Origin of the sequence: Planomonospora corallina (genome assembly GCF_042650625.1) — a bacterium.
Taxonomy (GTDB): Bacteria; Actinomycetota; Actinomycetes; order Streptosporangiales; family Streptosporangiaceae; genus Planomonospora_B; species Planomonospora_B corallina.
Map to the genome: position 1 here is coordinate 89,262 of NZ_JBHSBM010000042.1, position 14,963 is coordinate 104,224.

The 14,963-nt window shown below is 70.8% G+C and carries 13 protein-coding genes; 6 read left to right on the plus strand and 7 right to left on the minus strand.

Going from position 1 to position 14,963, the window contains the following annotated elements; genetic code table 11:
* The first annotated feature begins 89 nt into the window (after nucleotides 1–89).
* The 3 genes from ACFOWE_RS28965 (at nucleotide 90) to ACFOWE_RS28975 (ending at nucleotide 2,883) form a co-directional block, all read left to right on the plus strand.
* On the plus strand, nucleotides 90–794 hold the full coding sequence (locus tag ACFOWE_RS28965; RefSeq protein ID WP_377293386.1) for a class I SAM-dependent methyltransferase: 705 nt from the start codon (nucleotides 90–92) through the stop codon (nucleotides 792–794).
* A gap of 242 nt (nucleotides 795–1,036) precedes the next feature.
* Nucleotides 1,037–2,008: an ATP-binding cassette domain-containing protein gene (locus tag ACFOWE_RS28970; RefSeq protein WP_377293388.1), complete on the plus strand. Its 972-nt coding sequence runs from the start codon at nucleotides 1,037–1,039 to the stop codon at nucleotides 2,006–2,008.
* On the plus strand, nucleotides 2,005–2,883 hold the full coding sequence (locus ACFOWE_RS28975) for an ABC transporter permease (protein ID WP_377293390.1): 879 nt from the start codon (nucleotides 2,005–2,007) through the stop codon (nucleotides 2,881–2,883). Before ACFOWE_RS28970 ends, ACFOWE_RS28975 begins: the two co-directional genes overlap by 4 nt.
* 73 nt (nucleotides 2,884–2,956) lie before the next feature.
* On the opposite strand, the gene ACFOWE_RS28980 is transcribed toward ACFOWE_RS28975, so the two are convergent.
* The gene (locus ACFOWE_RS28980; RefSeq protein ID WP_377293392.1) at nucleotides 2,957–6,067 is read right to left on the minus strand and encodes an ATP-binding protein; all 3,111 of its coding nucleotides are present in this window, start codon (nucleotides 6,065–6,067) and stop codon (nucleotides 2,957–2,959) included.
* A gap of 152 nt (nucleotides 6,068–6,219) precedes the next feature.
* Here ACFOWE_RS28980 and ACFOWE_RS28985 point away from each other — a divergent pair, with 152 nt between their 5' ends.
* The gene (locus ACFOWE_RS28985; protein ID WP_377293394.1) at nucleotides 6,220–7,020 is read left to right on the plus strand and encodes a MerR family transcriptional regulator; all 801 of its coding nucleotides are present in this window, start codon (nucleotides 6,220–6,222) and stop codon (nucleotides 7,018–7,020) included.
* Nucleotides 7,021–7,339: 319 nt separating this feature from the next.
* Here the strand turns inward: ACFOWE_RS28985 and ACFOWE_RS28990 are convergent, their stop codons facing one another.
* The 5 genes from ACFOWE_RS28990 to ACFOWE_RS29010 form a co-directional block, all read right to left on the minus strand.
* On the minus strand, nucleotides 7,340–7,843 hold the full coding sequence (locus tag ACFOWE_RS28990) for an SRPBCC family protein (protein WP_377293396.1): 504 nt from the start codon (nucleotides 7,841–7,843) through the stop codon (nucleotides 7,340–7,342).
* A 1,104-nt stretch (nucleotides 7,844–8,947) separates the two neighbouring features.
* Entirely contained in the window at nucleotides 8,948–9,436 is a 489-nt protein-coding gene (locus ACFOWE_RS28995) for an SRPBCC family protein (RefSeq protein WP_377293398.1), read from the minus strand.
* A 228-nt stretch (nucleotides 9,437–9,664) separates the two neighbouring features.
* Nucleotides 9,665–10,099, minus strand: a complete 435-nt coding sequence (locus ACFOWE_RS29000) for a hypothetical protein (protein WP_377293400.1) — start codon at nucleotides 10,097–10,099, stop codon at nucleotides 9,665–9,667.
* 183 nt (nucleotides 10,100–10,282) lie between these two features.
* Nucleotides 10,283–10,726, minus strand: a complete 444-nt coding sequence (locus ACFOWE_RS29005; RefSeq protein ID WP_377293402.1) for a hypothetical protein — start codon at nucleotides 10,724–10,726, stop codon at nucleotides 10,283–10,285.
* An 809-nt stretch (nucleotides 10,727–11,535) separates the two neighbouring features.
* Nucleotides 11,536–12,171: a hypothetical protein gene (locus ACFOWE_RS29010; protein ID WP_377293404.1), complete on the minus strand. Its 636-nt coding sequence runs from the start codon at nucleotides 12,169–12,171 to the stop codon at nucleotides 11,536–11,538.
* Between the two features lie 917 nt (nucleotides 12,172–13,088).
* Here ACFOWE_RS29010 and ACFOWE_RS29015 point away from each other — a divergent pair.
* Complete coding sequence (locus tag ACFOWE_RS29015; protein WP_377293405.1) at nucleotides 13,089–13,958, plus strand: DUF1963 domain-containing protein; 870 nt, start codon at nucleotides 13,089–13,091, stop codon at nucleotides 13,956–13,958.
* 38 nt (nucleotides 13,959–13,996) lie between these two features.
* Here ACFOWE_RS29015 and ACFOWE_RS29020 read toward each other — a convergent pair whose 3' ends face one another.
* Complete coding sequence (locus ACFOWE_RS29020) at nucleotides 13,997–14,239, minus strand: hypothetical protein (RefSeq protein WP_377293407.1); 243 nt, start codon at nucleotides 14,237–14,239, stop codon at nucleotides 13,997–13,999.
* Between the two features lie 279 nt (nucleotides 14,240–14,518).
* Between ACFOWE_RS29020 and ACFOWE_RS29025 the strand changes: the two genes are divergently transcribed.
* Nucleotides 14,519–14,854 (plus strand): hypothetical protein, encoded by a 336-nt coding sequence (locus ACFOWE_RS29025; RefSeq protein ID WP_377293409.1) that lies wholly within the window; start codon nucleotides 14,519–14,521, stop codon nucleotides 14,852–14,854.
* Nucleotides 14,855–14,963: the final 109 nt, after the last annotated feature.

Genomic DNA, 14,963 nt, shown 5'->3' on the forward strand with positions numbered 1-14,963 from the left:
CGTGCGGGCACGCCGTACCCGCGCCGACGGCACCGGGAAGCATGCGGATCATGGCCCGCGGGGGCACCGCCCGGGTAGCGTTGCCCGCCATGACCGACTTCATCTCCCTCCCCTTCTACGACCTGCTTCACGAGAACGGGCACGTGCCGGAGATCCGGAGGAAACTGCCCCCGCTGCTGGCCGGAGTACGGCGGAGCATCCTGGAGATCGGCGCGGGAACCGGTCTGATCACCGTCTCCCTGGCCGACTGGACCCCGGCGGAGATCTTCGCGCTGGAGCCCTCGGCCGGGATGCGCGGGGTGCTGCTGTCCCGGCTGGGCGCGCGCCCGGAGCTGCTCGAGCGGGTGACCGTGCTCCCCTGCGACGCGCTGAGCGTGGACCTGGCCGAGCCGGTCGAGGCCATGGTGATGATCAACGTGATGTACGCCCTGGAACCGGATTACCGCGAGCGGCTCTGGCCGGTGCTGGCGTCCCACCTGGAACCCGGCGGCCTGCTGGTCTTCACCTGGCGCGGCGACGCTCCCCCGGAACCGCGTCCCCTCCAGGAGCTGAGCTCCCGCCGGGTGGGCCGGCACACCTACACGATCCTGTCGGAGATCCTCGAGACCGGCGAGGAAGCGCTCAAGGCCCGCTTCGTCCACCGGATCACCGAGGGCGACAGGGTGGTCGACGAGGACGAGATCACCGGCTACGGCTACCGGCCCCGGTGGAAGACCATCGAAGCGGAGCTGACCGGGGCGGGTTTCACCCGGGCCGACGCGCCCGAGGGGCTCCTCGCCTGGCGGCTCGCCTGACCTGACCGGGGAGGACGTGACGGGCCTCGGCGGCGGTGCTCCGCCGAGGCCGAGTCCGGGTACGGTGGCCGGTCGCCTCCGGGGAAGAGGACGGCCGGTGGCGCGCCGTACCGGAGAGGGGGTCCGGAGCCGGTGAAACCGGCAGGCCGGGGGTGAAACCAGCGTGAAGCGGCGATGAAGCCGACGACGTGGAGGCTCTCCTCAGACGCCGGGAGGTACCCGGCGGAGAGAGGAGACGCGTCATGGCGGACCTCAGCGCCGTCCGGGCCGACGACCTGGTCAAGGAGTTCGGGGACATCCGGGCCGTGGACGGGATCGACCTCCACGTACGGCAGGGCGAGATCTTCGGAGTCCTCGGCCCCAACGGGGCGGGCAAGACCACCACGCTCCGGATGCTCGCCACCCTGCTCCCGATCGACGGCGGCCACGCGGAGGTCTTCGGCGTCGACGTCCGGCGGGAACCGCACCGCGTCCGGCAGCTGGTGGGCGTCACCGGCCAGTACGCCTCGGTGGACGAGGACCTGACCGCCCGGGAGAACCTCTGGCTCTTCGCCCGCCTGCAGGGCCTGGCCGGCACCCGGGCCAGGGCCGTCGCCGACGACCTGCTCGAGCGCTTCGGCCTGGCGGAGGCGGCCGACCGCCCCCTGTCCCAGTTCAGCGGCGGCATGCGCCGCCGCCTGGACCTCGCGTCGAGCCTGATCACCCGCCCGCCCCTGATCTTCCTGGACGAGCCCACGACCGGCCTCGACCCGAGGACCCGGGGCCAGATGTGGGACACCATCCGCGAGCTGGTCACCGACGGCTCCACGATCCTGCTCACCACCCAGTACCTGGACGAGGCCGACCAGCTGGCCGACCGTGTGGCCGTGATCGACCGGGGCCGGAAGGTCGCCGAGGACACCCCCGACGCCCTGAAGACCCAGGTCGGCGACTCGACCCTGCAGCTCCGCCTCGCGGACGGCTCCGACGCCGCCCTGGCCGCGGACGTCGTCCGCCGGCTGCTGGGCGAGGACCCCGTCCTGACCCCGGAGTCAGGACGGATGAACGTCCCCCTCCCCGACCCGGACCGGGCCGCGGACGTCCTGATCGGCCTGCGGGAGGCGGGCCTCGGCATCTCCTCGGTGAGCGTCGCCAAGCCGACGCTGGACGAGGTCTTCCTGGCGCTGACCGGCCACGGCGCCGACGACGAACCCCGGATGGAGGCGGCCCGATGACCACCGCGAACACAGTGCCCCCGGCGGCCCCGGCGGCCCCGGAGGTCCGGGCCGCCCCCGGCTCCCGGCGCGTCGACCCGTCCGCAGCGGTCGCCCGCACCACGTCCCACAGCTCGCTCCAGGATTCCTGGGCCCAGACCCTGGCGATGGCGTGGCGGGCCCTGAAGAAGATGCGCCGCAAGCCCGAGCAGTTCTTCGACGTCCTCATCCAGCCCCTGCTGTTCACCGCGATGTTCGCGTTCATCTTCGGCGGCGCGATCTCCGGCAGCGTGGCGGACTACCTCCCGGTGCTGATCCCCGGCATCCTCGCCCAGACGGCCCTGACCGTCTGCATGGCGACGGGCGTGCAGCTGCGCGAGGACATGGACAAGGGGGTCTTCGACCGCTTCAAGTCCCTGCCGATCGCGAGGATCGCCCCCCTGGCCGGCCCGATGATCGCCGACCTGATCCGGTACGGCATCGCGTCGGTGCTGACGCTCGTCACCGGCCTGGCCATCGGGTACCGGCCCGGCGGCGGCGTGCTCGGCTGCGTCGGTGGCGTCCTCCTCACCGTGTTCGCGGGCTGGTCGCTGGCGTGGATCTTCACCTGGCTGGGCACGATGGCGCGTTCGGCGCAGAGCGTCCAGGGCATCTCGATGATGATCATGTTCCCGCTCACCTTCCTGTCCAACGCCTTCGTCCCCGCCGAGACGCTGCCCGGCTGGCTGGAGGCGTTCGTGAAGGTCAACCCGGTCTCGCACGTCGTCTCCGCGGTGCGCGACCTGTTCAACGACGGGGCCGTGACGGCGGAGGTCGGCTGGGCGGTCGCCGGCTGCGTGGTCGTCATCGCGGTCTTCGCCCCGCTGGCGGTCCGCTCGTACTCCCGCAAGATGTGAACCGCACGGTGTGACCGCACGGTGTGACCGCAAGATGTGAGCCGCACGGTGTGACCGCGCGATGCGGGCGGCGTCAGGCCATCCGCTCCAGGACGGCGCGGGCCTCGGCCAGCAGGTCGGGGCCGCGCCGCTCGCCGTACTCGGCCTCGATCCGGGACATGACGCCGGGGGCGAGGCGCTCGGCGTGCGCGGCCAGCACCGGCCACCGCATCGTCGGGGCGAACCGGTTGTAGGCGAACCGGTCGGCGAGCACGAGCAGCCGGACCGCGTCCCCGGCGGGCATCACCCCCTTCAGCAGGCCCCAGACGCCCAGCCCGGCGAGCACCATCCCCGTCACCGGGTAGTCCCTGAACTCATGGCCCGGGCCGAGCACGACCAGGACCTTGGACCGCAGCGACTCGAAGAGGTCCGCTCCGTCGTCGCCCTCGCCGTACTGCGCGAACACCGGCAGCGCGAAGGCCTCGCCGACGATGGACCACGGGGTGAAACCGTCCGGCGCATGCGGGACGCGCAGGTCCCGGAGCAGTTCGGCGGCCTCCCTGTGCCGTCGCAGCCCCTCGGCGATGTCGCCGTCGGCGAGGGCCAACTGGGCCCTGGCGACGGCGACCGACAGGATCTCGCCGTAGGTGCTCCGGGAGGCGAGCGACTCCAGGTCGTCGATCATCCGCGCGGCCTCGTCACGGCGGCCCTCGGCGAGCGCCGCCATGGCGAGGGCGGCGCGGATCTGGACGGCGTCCTCCACCGCGCCGAGGCGCTCGAGCACCGGGAGCGCCTCGGCGGCGTGCCTGGAGGCCGGGACGAAGTCGCCGGAGTTCGCGTACAGGCCGGCCAGCTGGGTGTGCAGGGCCGCCCGGTTCCAAGGGCCGCCGTCCTCGCCGGCGAGCTCGAGGGCGGCCAGGGTCGCCTCGATCGCGCCGGCCGGATCGCCGGCGTTCTCCCGGCCGTGGCTCAGGAAGTGCAGCACGATCCGGCGGACCATCGGGTCGGGGTCGGCGGCCAGACCGTCGAGGCCGTCATAGGGGTCCGCCAGCATGGTGAGCAGCACGGTCACCAGCGCCCGGACGGCCGGGTTCGCCGAGTCGGCGCCCAGCCCGGACAGCATCCGCATCAGCTGCTCGACCTCTTCGGAGGAGACGATGACGGTGTTGAGCAGCGCGATGCCCAGGGCCACCCGGGTCCGGTCGAGCAGCCGGGGCGGCGGCGTCCAGCCGGTCAGGGCGGCGGTGACGGCCGGGGTGAGGACGATGCTGCGCGGATGGTCCCCCCGGATCGTCCAGTAGCCGGCCAGCGCGGAGAACAGCACCACCACCGCCTCCGGGTCGGGGTCGGCGAGGGCCTCGCGCAGGATGTCGCCGAGGTTCGTCTCCTCCGCACGGAGCCGGTCCACCGCGTCGACCTGCTCCGGCGAGTACAGCCGGGCGCCGTGCCGGCCGGCGTAACCGACGGCCCAGGCACGCACGGCGGCCCGCGCCCCGGCGGTCTCGCCGGCCTCCTCCAGCCGCACCCGGCCGAACTCGCGCACCGTCTCGAGCATGCGGTACCGGACGCCGCCGGCCGTCTCCACGACGGTGAGCAGGGACTGCTCCACGAGCTCGGCGACGTCGCCGAGGGCGTCGCCGCCGAGCACCTCCTCCGCCGCGTCGAGGGCGAAGCCGTCCGGGAAGACCGACAGGCGGCGCAGGGTCCGGCGCTCCTGCTCGCCGAGGAGGTTCCACGACCAGTCGATCACCGCCAGCAGCGTCCGGTGCCGGGAGTGGGCGCTCCGGTCGCCGCCGCGCAGCAGCGCGAACCTGTCCTCCAGCCGGCGGGCGATCTCGGCCGGCGACATCACCCGCACCTTCGCGGCGGCCAGCTCGATCGCGAGCGGCAGGCCGTCCAGGCGGGCCACGACGGCGCGCACGTCCTCCTCGTCGAGGCGCACGCCGGGCCGGGCCGCGGTCGCGCGGTCGCGGAACAGCTCGACGGCGTCACCGGTCCCCAGCTGGGGCAGCGGGTAGACACGTTCGGCGGCGATCGACAGCGGCGCGCGGGTCGTGGTGAGCACGCGCAGCTCCCGTGTGGTCGCGGCCAGATAGGCGACCAGGTCGGCGACCGCCTCCACCAGGTGCTCGCAGTTGTCGAGCACCAGCAGCGCCGGGGCCAGGCCGAGCCGCTGGGCGATCCGGGCGCGGACGTCGGCGAGCTGCCGCGGGGTGAGGGTACGGCGCCCGGTCACCGAGTCGCGGACGCCGAGCGCCGAGCCGACCTCGCCGACCAGGTCCTCGGGCGCTGTCACGCCGACCAGCTCGACGAAGTGCACCACCGGCTCCGGAGCCTCGCGGGCGACGGCATGGGCGAGCCGGGTCTTGCCGAGCCCGCCCGGACCGAGGATCGAGACCACCCGGGAGGTGGCGAGCAGCGCCCGCACCCGCCGGAGGTCGTCGTCGCGGCCGAGCAGCGGGGTGGTGTCGAACCGCACGCCGGCGCGCACGGGACTGTCGAGCGCCAGCAGCTCGCGGTGGACCCGCCGCAGCTCCGGGCCGACGTCGGCGCCGATCCGGCCGCGCAGGTCCGACCGGTAGCGCTCGAAGCGGTCCAGCGCGGCGCCCGTCCCGCGCACCGCCGCCTCGCTGCGCAGCAGGTCGGCGAGGAGCCCCTCGTCCCCGGGGTGGGCGCGCACGGCCTCCTCCAGCCCGGGCAGGGCCGAGCCGTGGTCACCGCTCCGGCTCCGGGCCCGGGCGAGCACGGCCCGCGCGGAGGCCAGGTCGCGTTGCGCGCGCCGGCGCACCTCGGCCAGTGGACCGCCGCCCTCCGGGGCCAGCGCCCCGGTACCCAGCGCGAGCGCCGCCTGCGCCTCCTGCGCCGCCGCGGCCGCGTCCTCGGCGAGCAGCGCCCGCGCCCGGCCCGCCAGGGCGTGCAGCAGGCCGGCGTCGACGCGGTCGGGCGGGACCCCGAGCCGGTAGCCGCCCTCCTCCGTGACCAGCGCCTGCGGCCCCACGACCGACCTGGTCCGCGACACCAGGACCTGCAGCGCCTTCACCGGATTGGCCGGCTCGTCGTCCTCCCACACCTCCGCGACGAGCCGGTCGGCGTTCACGGTACGGCCGGCGAGCACGAGGGCGGCGAGCAGCGCCTGAGCCCTCTCACCGACCAGCGGCCGCCCCTGCCACCGGACACCGTCGAGCAGGCTCAGGTCGATCGGCATGGCCCAAGTCTAGGCTCCGCCGCGCCGCCCGCCGGCTCTCCATGATCGGCCGCCGGGATTCCGGCCGAGGCCCGAGCGGGGACATGCACGCCCGCGCGGCGGTGGCGGGCGGGACTTGAGTCTCAAGCCGCTTGAGATCCCATAGCGGCGGCATGGACGACATCCGCCGGCTGCTCGGCGGCGAGACGTCACTGCACGACCTCCTCACCGCGCACCTGGAACTCGTCGAACGTCAGGAGCGCGCGCTCCATGCTCGACGGGCCGTGCTGAGGACCCTCGTCAAGCAGGGCGGTACGGCCGCGCAGGCGGCCCTGATGCACGGACTCGTCTCGATGCCCGATGAGGAGCGCGAGCGGCTCATCGACGATTTCTGGAACGAGGCCGGTGAAGGCCTCGGCGTGCCCTCCGGCTTCGTCGAGCGGCTGCGGACGATGCGGCCGCATCTGCCGGAGGACCCCGCCGCCACCCAGATCGAAGCCGGGATCGAGCTGGCCGACCTGGTACGGGACGAGGAGTTCCGCGGCGCGGTCCGCTCCTACCTGCGGGACACGTACGCCACATTCCCGGGACGGGTCGTGGCCACCTCACCGATGCAGGGCTTCATCCACCCGGAAGGGGCGCAGATCACCGGGGAGATCCTGGAGGCGTACCGCTCCGGACTGCCGGCGGACTCTCCGCGGGCACGGGAGCTGGTCGTCCGCATGGCGGACGCGGCCGCCGAGGTCGCCGGCGGGCGGGCCACGGCCGAATCGCGTGAACGGCCGGCCACGGCCTTCCTCATGGTCGAGGAGATCCGGCGCGAGGACTCCCAGGAGGAGGTCCGGTTCGGCGCCACTCACGGCAGGTACCTGTCCCTGGTGGTCTCGATCAACGGGACCCCGCCCGCCGCGGGCGAGGATGATCCCGCGCTCTTCGCGTGGATCGCGGCGGCCCTGCGGGCTCCGGCCGGATAAGGGGGTGAACCGGGTGCGCCGGAAGGAGACGATGGACGGGGCCGGGAACCGGTGCGGGCACTGATCACGGCGTCGTGCCGTCCGCAGCGGACCGAACCGCGAGCGCGGGCCGCTCCGGAGTGGGGAAGTCCTACGACTGTGCGATCACATGGCGGCTTCTCGCCGGTCATGGGCCTTCGTCGCAGGTGAGTCCTGAGGCGGATCCGTCGCGGAGCGCCTGGCCGAGAGCAGGGACAGCGGGTGGCGGGTCGACGGTCGTCAGCTCCGCAGGTCCTGCCCCGCGTGGCCGGTGTTCCACGGCCAGGTGGTGCGAAGCCCTTCACCCGGCCGCGGGCGTGGTTTCGGCGACCTGCTTGATGTACCGGTTCCGAACCCGGATCAGATCGGGCATGTAACTGCGGAGTGCCAGGATTTCAGCGACCTTTCCGAGGGGACCGAGAGGCGCGGCGAATTCAACGACGTCGATCATCATCGTGTCGCCGTGGTCGTCGGACTCGAAATGGTGAGCATGGTGCCAGCGCTTGAAAGGGCCGGAAACCTGCTCGTCAACGAAGTAACCGGGGCGGTCGTAGGCACTTATCACAGACGTCATCCGCCAGAGAACACCGAAATGCCTGGCCCGCCACGTAACGGTGTCTCCCGGTCTCAATCCGCCGCTGGTCACGCCAGCGACCGGCTCCTCGGAGGAACCCGCCATCGAGGCGGTGTGGACCTCCACGTCCAACGAGAGATCGAAGACCCGCTCAGGCGGTGCCATGACATGTGTGACGATCTCAAATCCCGGCATGCGCCGATCGTAGAACGGTGCGCTCCAGGTGAGCACTCGGGATCGCCTCCTGCCGAACCCGACCGGATAGCGAGCGGGATGAACGAATCGCATCAGCAGTTCGCATCCTTTCTGTGCCGATCGTTTCACTCCGAACCGACGGGCGTGACCGGTCCGCCCGGAACGGTGGGACGGAGGTGAACTGCGACCCGGACCGGCTCACGGCCCGCACGGAATGGACACCCCGGCCGCCGAGGTCTCTCCCGGAATCGCTGTCAGACGACCGGGACCCCGTGGGCTCCGCTCTCCGGATCCCCGTCGGGGCACCCGGGCCGTCCGCCGACTGTGAGGTTTCCTGCTCCGTCGGCCCACGCGATGTCAGCGGGCAGGAGCATGCCCGAGCCTCCGTCCGGCGTGAACGTGCCGCGACCGTCTGCGAGCACGTGGGCGGTCCCACCGGCGGAAGACATGCGTTTCGCCCCGGGTGGAAGGTCGTCGGCGAGTGACTCGTGACCGCAAAGGGTTGGACAGTGCCTCCGCGCGGACAAGAAGATCTCGGCATGGGAACCGACATCCACGGGTTCATCGAGTGCCGCACATGGACTCCCGGTCTCGACGCCGGCGAGACCGCTTGGTGCGCTGCCATCTCGCTGAAGATGTTGGTCGGTAGAGATTACGAAGCCTTCGATTGTCTCTTCGGGGTTCGCAGCTCGGGTCACTGGCGACCGGTAGCGGCCGGTCGCGGGCTCCCCCAGGACGCGTCGGAGAGCACCAGAGCGGGGTTGGCGGAACGGGGGGAAGCCGCCTTCGGCGTCACGTGGTTGAACTGGGATGAGGTCACCGCGATCGACTGGGATGAACCCGCCCTTCGTCCGACCGACATAGCCCAGTACCGGAGGCTTCCCGATCAGAGCCTGGAACTCGTTCGCCGCCCGGTATGGAGCCGCGGATTCGCTCCGAACAGCGCTTTTTGCACGTGGACCGGGTGCCGTCCACCGAGACCGTACGCAGCCCGTAGGCGGCGGCTCGCCGGTGGACCTCCTCATCCCACAGCGCGTCCCGGGTGAGGCGCTTGGCGAGCATTTCTTCTGGACCGTGGGGATCCCCATGCGGCTCGGGCCCGGTGCGAAAACGCCACGGGATCCCGTCCCCGAACAGCTCCTAGCGGCGTGTGCTCCGGACTCGCCGCAGCACGCGCACCCACACCGGCCAGCGCGCGGGGCGGCGGCTGAGCCCACCGGCCGCGGCACGCTCGGCGTTGTCGAAGAGATCCTGCATCAGCGCCTCGTGCAGCCAGCGGATCAGTAGCGGCCACAGGATCCTCATGCGCCCTCGGGTGGTGCCGATGATCGTGTGCGTGAGGCGGGAACGATCCGGTCCCTCCGCGGTGATGACGAGCTCGTGGTGACCGTCGAGGCCCAGCTCAGGGTCGAAAGAGAACCGCAGACGGCGGCCGGGCTCGTATTCGGTGACGCTGTAGCGGATGGGGCCGTGACCGCCGCGCGATCCGGGAGTCAGTCCCGCGTCGAGGACGAGCGGCGGCCAGGACGGGGTGGGCCAGAGGCGGTCATCGGCGGTCGACACCCGGTCCAGCAACGCGCCGAGCCTGTCCGCCGACGCGTTGATCGACCGCTGCTGGACGTTCCTCATGCCGCTTCCCCATCCGCCGGTCTCCAGTGGAACCGTACGGCATCAGCTGATCGCGAAGGAACGCGAGTGCGGTCCTTGCGGTCCGGTATGACCGGGCCCCGGCATGCCGCCTGGCCGCACTCCGCCTGGGCGGGCTGTCGGATGGATGCGGAACCTCCGGTTCCAGCTGAAGATCAGAACCCCGGACAGGCCAGAGCGGGGCGGCCTTTGCGGTGGTCCGATGCGGGTTCAGGGGTGACCGGCTCCATGTTCGGCGGTGTCCATGTCGTCGTCGGTGACCGTCCTCATGCCCGCGATGAGGAGGAGGGTGAGTGCGGCCATGACGACGAACACGATGTCGTTGTGCTGGAACGGCGTATCGGAAGCATGGCCGGTGAGGCGCTTCAGGCTGTCATCACCGAGTCCGTCACCAAGATCATAAAAGGTGGAGCACCCTGAGCCTCCTGCCCGGCTTCTCCGGGCGCGGTGTCCGTCGGCCCGCCTGGTCGGTGGGTCCGTCATCGGCATCATCACACGCGTCGTGGGTGGCTTGATCGAGTAGGCCGGGGCGGCGAGAAACGAGCGCTCGGCGGGTTGTGACGAACCGTCATGGAACTCTTGAGCGAGGGCTTCGTGGTGACAGCGCTGGCGTAGGACACGGTCCAGGTCTCCGGCTCGGTCCACGCCGCCATCTCGCAGGCCCGGCCCATGAGCTCGCCGTGCCCGACCTGGCGGCCCACCTCGTAGGCGGGTCCTGCTCCCGGCCGACCGGCACGAGTCGGAAGCCGCCCACCCGATCAGCCGAAGGTCGGGCGCAAGCATCCGAGGGCACGTGCTGTCGACGCGGTCGGCGAATGCCGTCACTTCTCATTCGCAGAACCAGGGCACCTCTGCGGAGCCGTCCGGCGGTGCCGTGCAGATCGAGGGGGCGACGAAGGCGTAATCGACGTAGCGGTGGCCGAACGGGCCCGGCGCCATCCGGATGACGGCGACGGACAGGACCGCCAAAGAGACGGCGAACACCGCCGCCGTCATCCTCCTTCTCCTCGCCAGAGAGATCACCAACCCGATCACCGGTATGCCGCCACCGACGACCAGGGCGACGATGGCGAACCACTCCTTGCGGGTGAAGGGGTCGGGTGACGACGTGCTGAGTGTCGGGCTCCACATCAAGATGTGGTCCGTTTCCCACCACCACATGAAGTGGTCCATGAAGGTCAGCGCGGTCAGGATCAGTGCTCCGACCAGCCAGAAGATCCCCAGCCATAGCGGCCGTGCGCTGTTACCCCGTCGGGCGCCGTCAGACTCCATGATCGAGATTATTCACCGTCGCGGCCGGGACGAATGGAAACAAGGCCCTCATGCCTGTTCGAGCGCACCTGTCCGGCCGAACGACTCCGCCCAGTCGCTCGACCTATCAAGTTGAGGCATCGTGCTCTCGGAGCGTTCGGCAGGTCGAGTGTCTGTCGGGCGGCGGGAGGAATCCACCATGGCTCTGCAAGGTCCCATCTCTGTCGGCTTCGCCCAGGTCTTCCCGCACGGCTGCTACGTCGTCGGGGAGGTGGAGGCGGTCCAGGACTTCGACGCCTCGACCAACGGCCGCTTCGTCCAGGTCCGTGACAAGTCCACCGGAGAGCCGGTGTGGCAGGTCGCGGTCATGGACGCCGACCCAGCCGTGAGCCCGGACAGAAGACCGCCGCCGTCAAGATCCTCTCCTCGGTCCAGCCCGTGCCGTGGCTCCTATGGCGGGTCTGCCCCGCACCCCGGCCGAGTCCGGCCACGTCACCGTCATGCCCTACGGCAGCGGCGCCGGCCCTCTCGTCTGCTCGATCCGGCGCGCTCGTCTTCCCCGGGTCAAGGACGCTCCTGCTCCGCTGTGCCGGCTTCAGCACCCGTACGTGCTTGATCAAGGAGACTGGGGTGCCCGTGGTCTGCACTTCCATGATCTGCGGCCCTCGACGACACCACGCCCACAAGCTCGGTGAGCGCACACTAATTGCGCGGTTTTCTGTCTTTTCCGGCACGGATCCGGCACGCGATCATGGCCTGGCCTTTCCCTCGTCGGGGCCGTCCCCGCCATGTACCCCTGTTGCAGTAGCTATTGCGGTACGAGAATCCGTTCAAGGGCATCCCGGCGCCTGAGGCAGGCGGAGATGGGTCGCGACCTCGGTGACGAGGGATTCGACGGAACGGGTGCCGTCCACCGGGATCGTACGCAGCCCGTAGGCGGCGGCTCGCCGGTGGACCTCCTCATCCCACAGCGCGTCCCGGGTGAGGCGCTTGGCGAGCATTTCTTCTGGACCGTGGGATCCCCATGTGGCTCGGGCCCGCGAAGGGTCGGCATAGCGCATGGCCAGAACACGCCGGCGGAACTCGGCTGAAGGCAGCAGGAACACCGCCTGGTGAAGGCCGGCGAGCAGGGGTGCCACATCGCGGGGCAGGACGCCGAAGTAGTCGACCAGGACGATCCGGTCATCGGGAAGGGCAAGGAGATCCTCGATGAGGAGGCCGATCACCTCTCCATGCAGGCCGGCCATCGACTGGAACACGTCCCGCGCCGACCGGTCCGCCCATACCTGTCCAGGTGCAGTGCCCGACAGGGCGTGCAGGTGAGGGTGATGCTGCTGCGTGCTCCGGGCCACCCAGTCGTGTTCTGCTCGGTCGCCGTTGTAGAGCCGGGCATCGTGTCGGCGGGCCAGCGCCGTGGTCACCGTGCTCTTGCCGGCTCCTGTTCCACCGGCGATCCAACTGATCATCCCGTGACCCGGATCCTTCCGCGCGCCTCGTCCGCCTGGTCACCCCCTTCGCCATCGATCCACCCGAGGGGGAAGCGGGCCAATGCCGCCGGATCCAGGTGGAGCGCCCGACTGGATGCGGCCACGAGCGACCTGGCGCCCCGGTCCGTGGTCTGCTTGTCCAGGGTCGAGGGCGGACGGGATGCACAGGCCCTATCCCAGCCGCCAATCGGCTGACGGCGATGAGCGCGCCCGTAGTGCTCATCGCCCTGGTGCCGGCCGTCGTTGGCGCGCTCTGGGTGGTACGAGTTCGGCGCTGATGGACAGGGTGGCGGTGCGGCCCATGTGCTGCGGGTCGGCCAGGTACGGCGGGGCCGGATGGCCGGTGGGCGGCCCGAGTACGGCTCCGGCCGTGACCGGCTCCCAGGCCGCATGCGCGGCGGAGGTCCGTGAGGCTGGGCCGTGCGGCGGCGCGCCGCGCCGTCGCTTGACCACCCGGGCCGCGTTGATCTATCCGCCCGCCGGGAGCGAGCGTGACCGGAAGACCGCCGATGGTATGGGCAGGTTCGCCGAGGAGTCCTGAAAGGCGAAGATCAAGAGAGATCGGGCACGTAACGGGCACGGAAGCGTGAGAGGGTCCCGAGAAAGATCAGGGCCCGGGTCGGGGATCTCTTCCCGACCTGGGTTCGGTGCGCGGAGCGGGTGACGGGAATCGAACCCGCACCATCGGTCTGGGAAGTGCATCGATCACGCCTCGTAGAGCGGCTGAGCTGGGTGTTCGGCCGGTCGTGAGTGACCGTGGCCGACCCCTCGTCACCCTGTCCGATGGTCTGCCGATGGCTCGTCGATCATGCCTGGAGGAGGGGGATTCCATTCTGCCGGGCCGCCGGCCTACGGTGTGCGGTCACGGTGTTCCGTGATGATCGGAGTGAGAAGGCGTGGGACTGACGACACCACCCGCACCGGTGGGCGTGGCGGTGCTCTTCCCGGAGCTGGCCGGACAGAGCAGGACCACCGTCCGATTGCATCCCCGCCGCGGGGCTCCGGCCGTCACGGACAGCTCCATGGGCGGGCCCCTGCTCTGGCCCGCCGGCGAGCCCTGGCCGCACTGTGAGGCGCGTCGGCATGACGACCCGTCGGGGCTGTGGGGGCGGGTGGCGATGGTGCCCATCCTGCAGCTGTACGCCCGTGACGTTCCGGAGCTGCCGTTCCCGGCCGGGACGGATCTGTGTCAGGTGCTGTGGTGCCCGGTGACCCATGAGCCCGACTACGTGCCCGTGGTCCGGGTGGTCTGGCGGGACTCGCGGCCTGTCACGGACGTTCTCGGCGAGGTTCCCGCACCGATCGAGAGCGAGGAGGAGTACCTTCCGGTGCCGTGCGTGCTGTCTCCGGAGCGGGTGCGGGAGTATCCGTCCGTATGGGAGCTGCCGGCGAAGCTGTACAAGAAGGTCGCGGCGTGGGACGAGTCCGCGGACAACCCCGGGGAGTGGAGCTACCAGTATCACCTGTCCACGGCCCCGGGCACCAAGGTCGGTGGATGGGTCGACTGGGACCAGGGCTCACTCTCGATGGAATGTGATCACGGCCACGAGATGCGGCACCTGCTCACGATCGCGAGCTGGGAGCACGACGGCGCGTCCTGCCGGACCTGGACACCCGTGGAAGAGCGGCACCTGCTCGGCCCGTACCAGGTTCCCGAGATCCTGGAACCCGCGGGCATCATGATCGGTGATGCTGGATCGATGTACCTTTTCACCTGCGTCGAATGCCCTGGCCACCCCGTGATGGCGGCCAGCCAGTGGTCATGACCTGAGGGTCCGCACACCCGCGCACTCCGCCTGCCTGATCATCCTGGATCCGGAGCGCTCCCGCAGGCGGCTTTGTTCGCCTTCCGTTCGCGGTCGCGCTCCCGGAGGGAGCGAAGAAACAGCCAGACGAGTCCCACCAGGAAGGCGGTCCCTACGGGAACGGTGATCCATCGGTTGTAGTCGCCGATGAGGGCGTTGATTACGACTGCGGCGGCGAAGGCCGCCCACCACGCGCGATCGTAGCGACGGCGCATCGAGGACGGGACCGCTTCCATGCTCACCCTCCGAGGGTATGGGACCTTCTGCCCTGCTCAGACGCGCATCCTGCGGCGCTGCCGGGTGTGGCATGGCCAGCCGTTACATAAGCTCTGGTGAGCTCGTTGGGGGCTCTGCGGGTGAAAGCCATGTTGTGGTGGGTGGGTCCTGTGAGGGTCTCTGTCAGGGGTGTCGTCGCGTTCGCTCTCGCGGTTATGGGGGCCGTGCTGGTCGCAGGTTGCCAGGATGGTGACGAGGGGACGGCTTCGCCTGGGCTCTCCGCCAGTGCGCCGCCGCAGGAGGTCGTGAAGGCCTACGTCGCCGCGATCAACGCGCATGACACGGCTGCGGGGCAGGAGCTGTCGACGCCGTACTTCGCCGAGCAGAAAGAGAACGTGGTGGACAGCCTGTTCGAGGATGCGAAGCTCTCCGAGGTGGTGGTCCACGCACCGGATCCCATGCCCGGGTACGAGTCTCCGGATGGCAAGCGGTACCGGGAAGCGGTGTACGTCTCGGTGTCGTTCACGCTCCGGCACAGCGACGAGGGCTCGATGCCGAACGGTCCCACCGCCTGGGGACACATGCTGGTCCGCGACGATTCGGGCCGGCCGTGGCGGATCAACGGAGACGGGATTCACTGATCGCTGCGGCGGCGCAACCCCGGTTCGGGCGGTTTGCTCGCGTACGGCGGGGCCCACGGGCGGTGCGCGGCCCGAGTGCGGCCCCGGCCGTGACCGGCCCCCAGGCCGC

What these genes read in the sequence shown, in the direction of transcription:
- ACFOWE_RS28970 (WP_377293388.1), top strand. Translation starts at nt 1,037, where the DNA reads ATGGCGGACCTCAGCGCCGTCCGGGCCGACGACCTGGTCAAGGAGTTC.
- ACFOWE_RS28985 (WP_377293394.1), top strand. Translation starts at nt 6,220, where the DNA reads ATGGACGACATCCGCCGGCTGCTCGGCGGCGAGACGTCACTGCACGAC.
- ACFOWE_RS28980 (WP_377293392.1), bottom strand. Translation starts at nt 6,067, where the DNA reads ATGCCGATCGACCTGAGCCTGCTCGACGGTGTCCGGTGGCAGGGGCGG.
- ACFOWE_RS29010 (WP_377293404.1), bottom strand. Translation starts at nt 12,171, where the DNA reads ATGATCAGTTGGATCGCCGGTGGAACAGGAGCCGGCAAGAGCACGGTG.
- ACFOWE_RS29005 (WP_377293402.1), bottom strand. Translation starts at nt 10,726, where the DNA reads ATGGAGTCTGACGGCGCCCGACGGGGTAACAGCGCACGGCCGCTATGG.
- ACFOWE_RS28965 (WP_377293386.1), top strand. Translation starts at nt 90, where the DNA reads ATGACCGACTTCATCTCCCTCCCCTTCTACGACCTGCTTCACGAGAAC.
- ACFOWE_RS28995 (WP_377293398.1), bottom strand. Translation starts at nt 9,436, where the DNA reads ATGAGGAACGTCCAGCAGCGGTCGATCAACGCGTCGGCGGACAGGCTC.
- ACFOWE_RS28975 (WP_377293390.1), top strand. Translation starts at nt 2,005, where the DNA reads ATGACCACCGCGAACACAGTGCCCCCGGCGGCCCCGGCGGCCCCGGAG.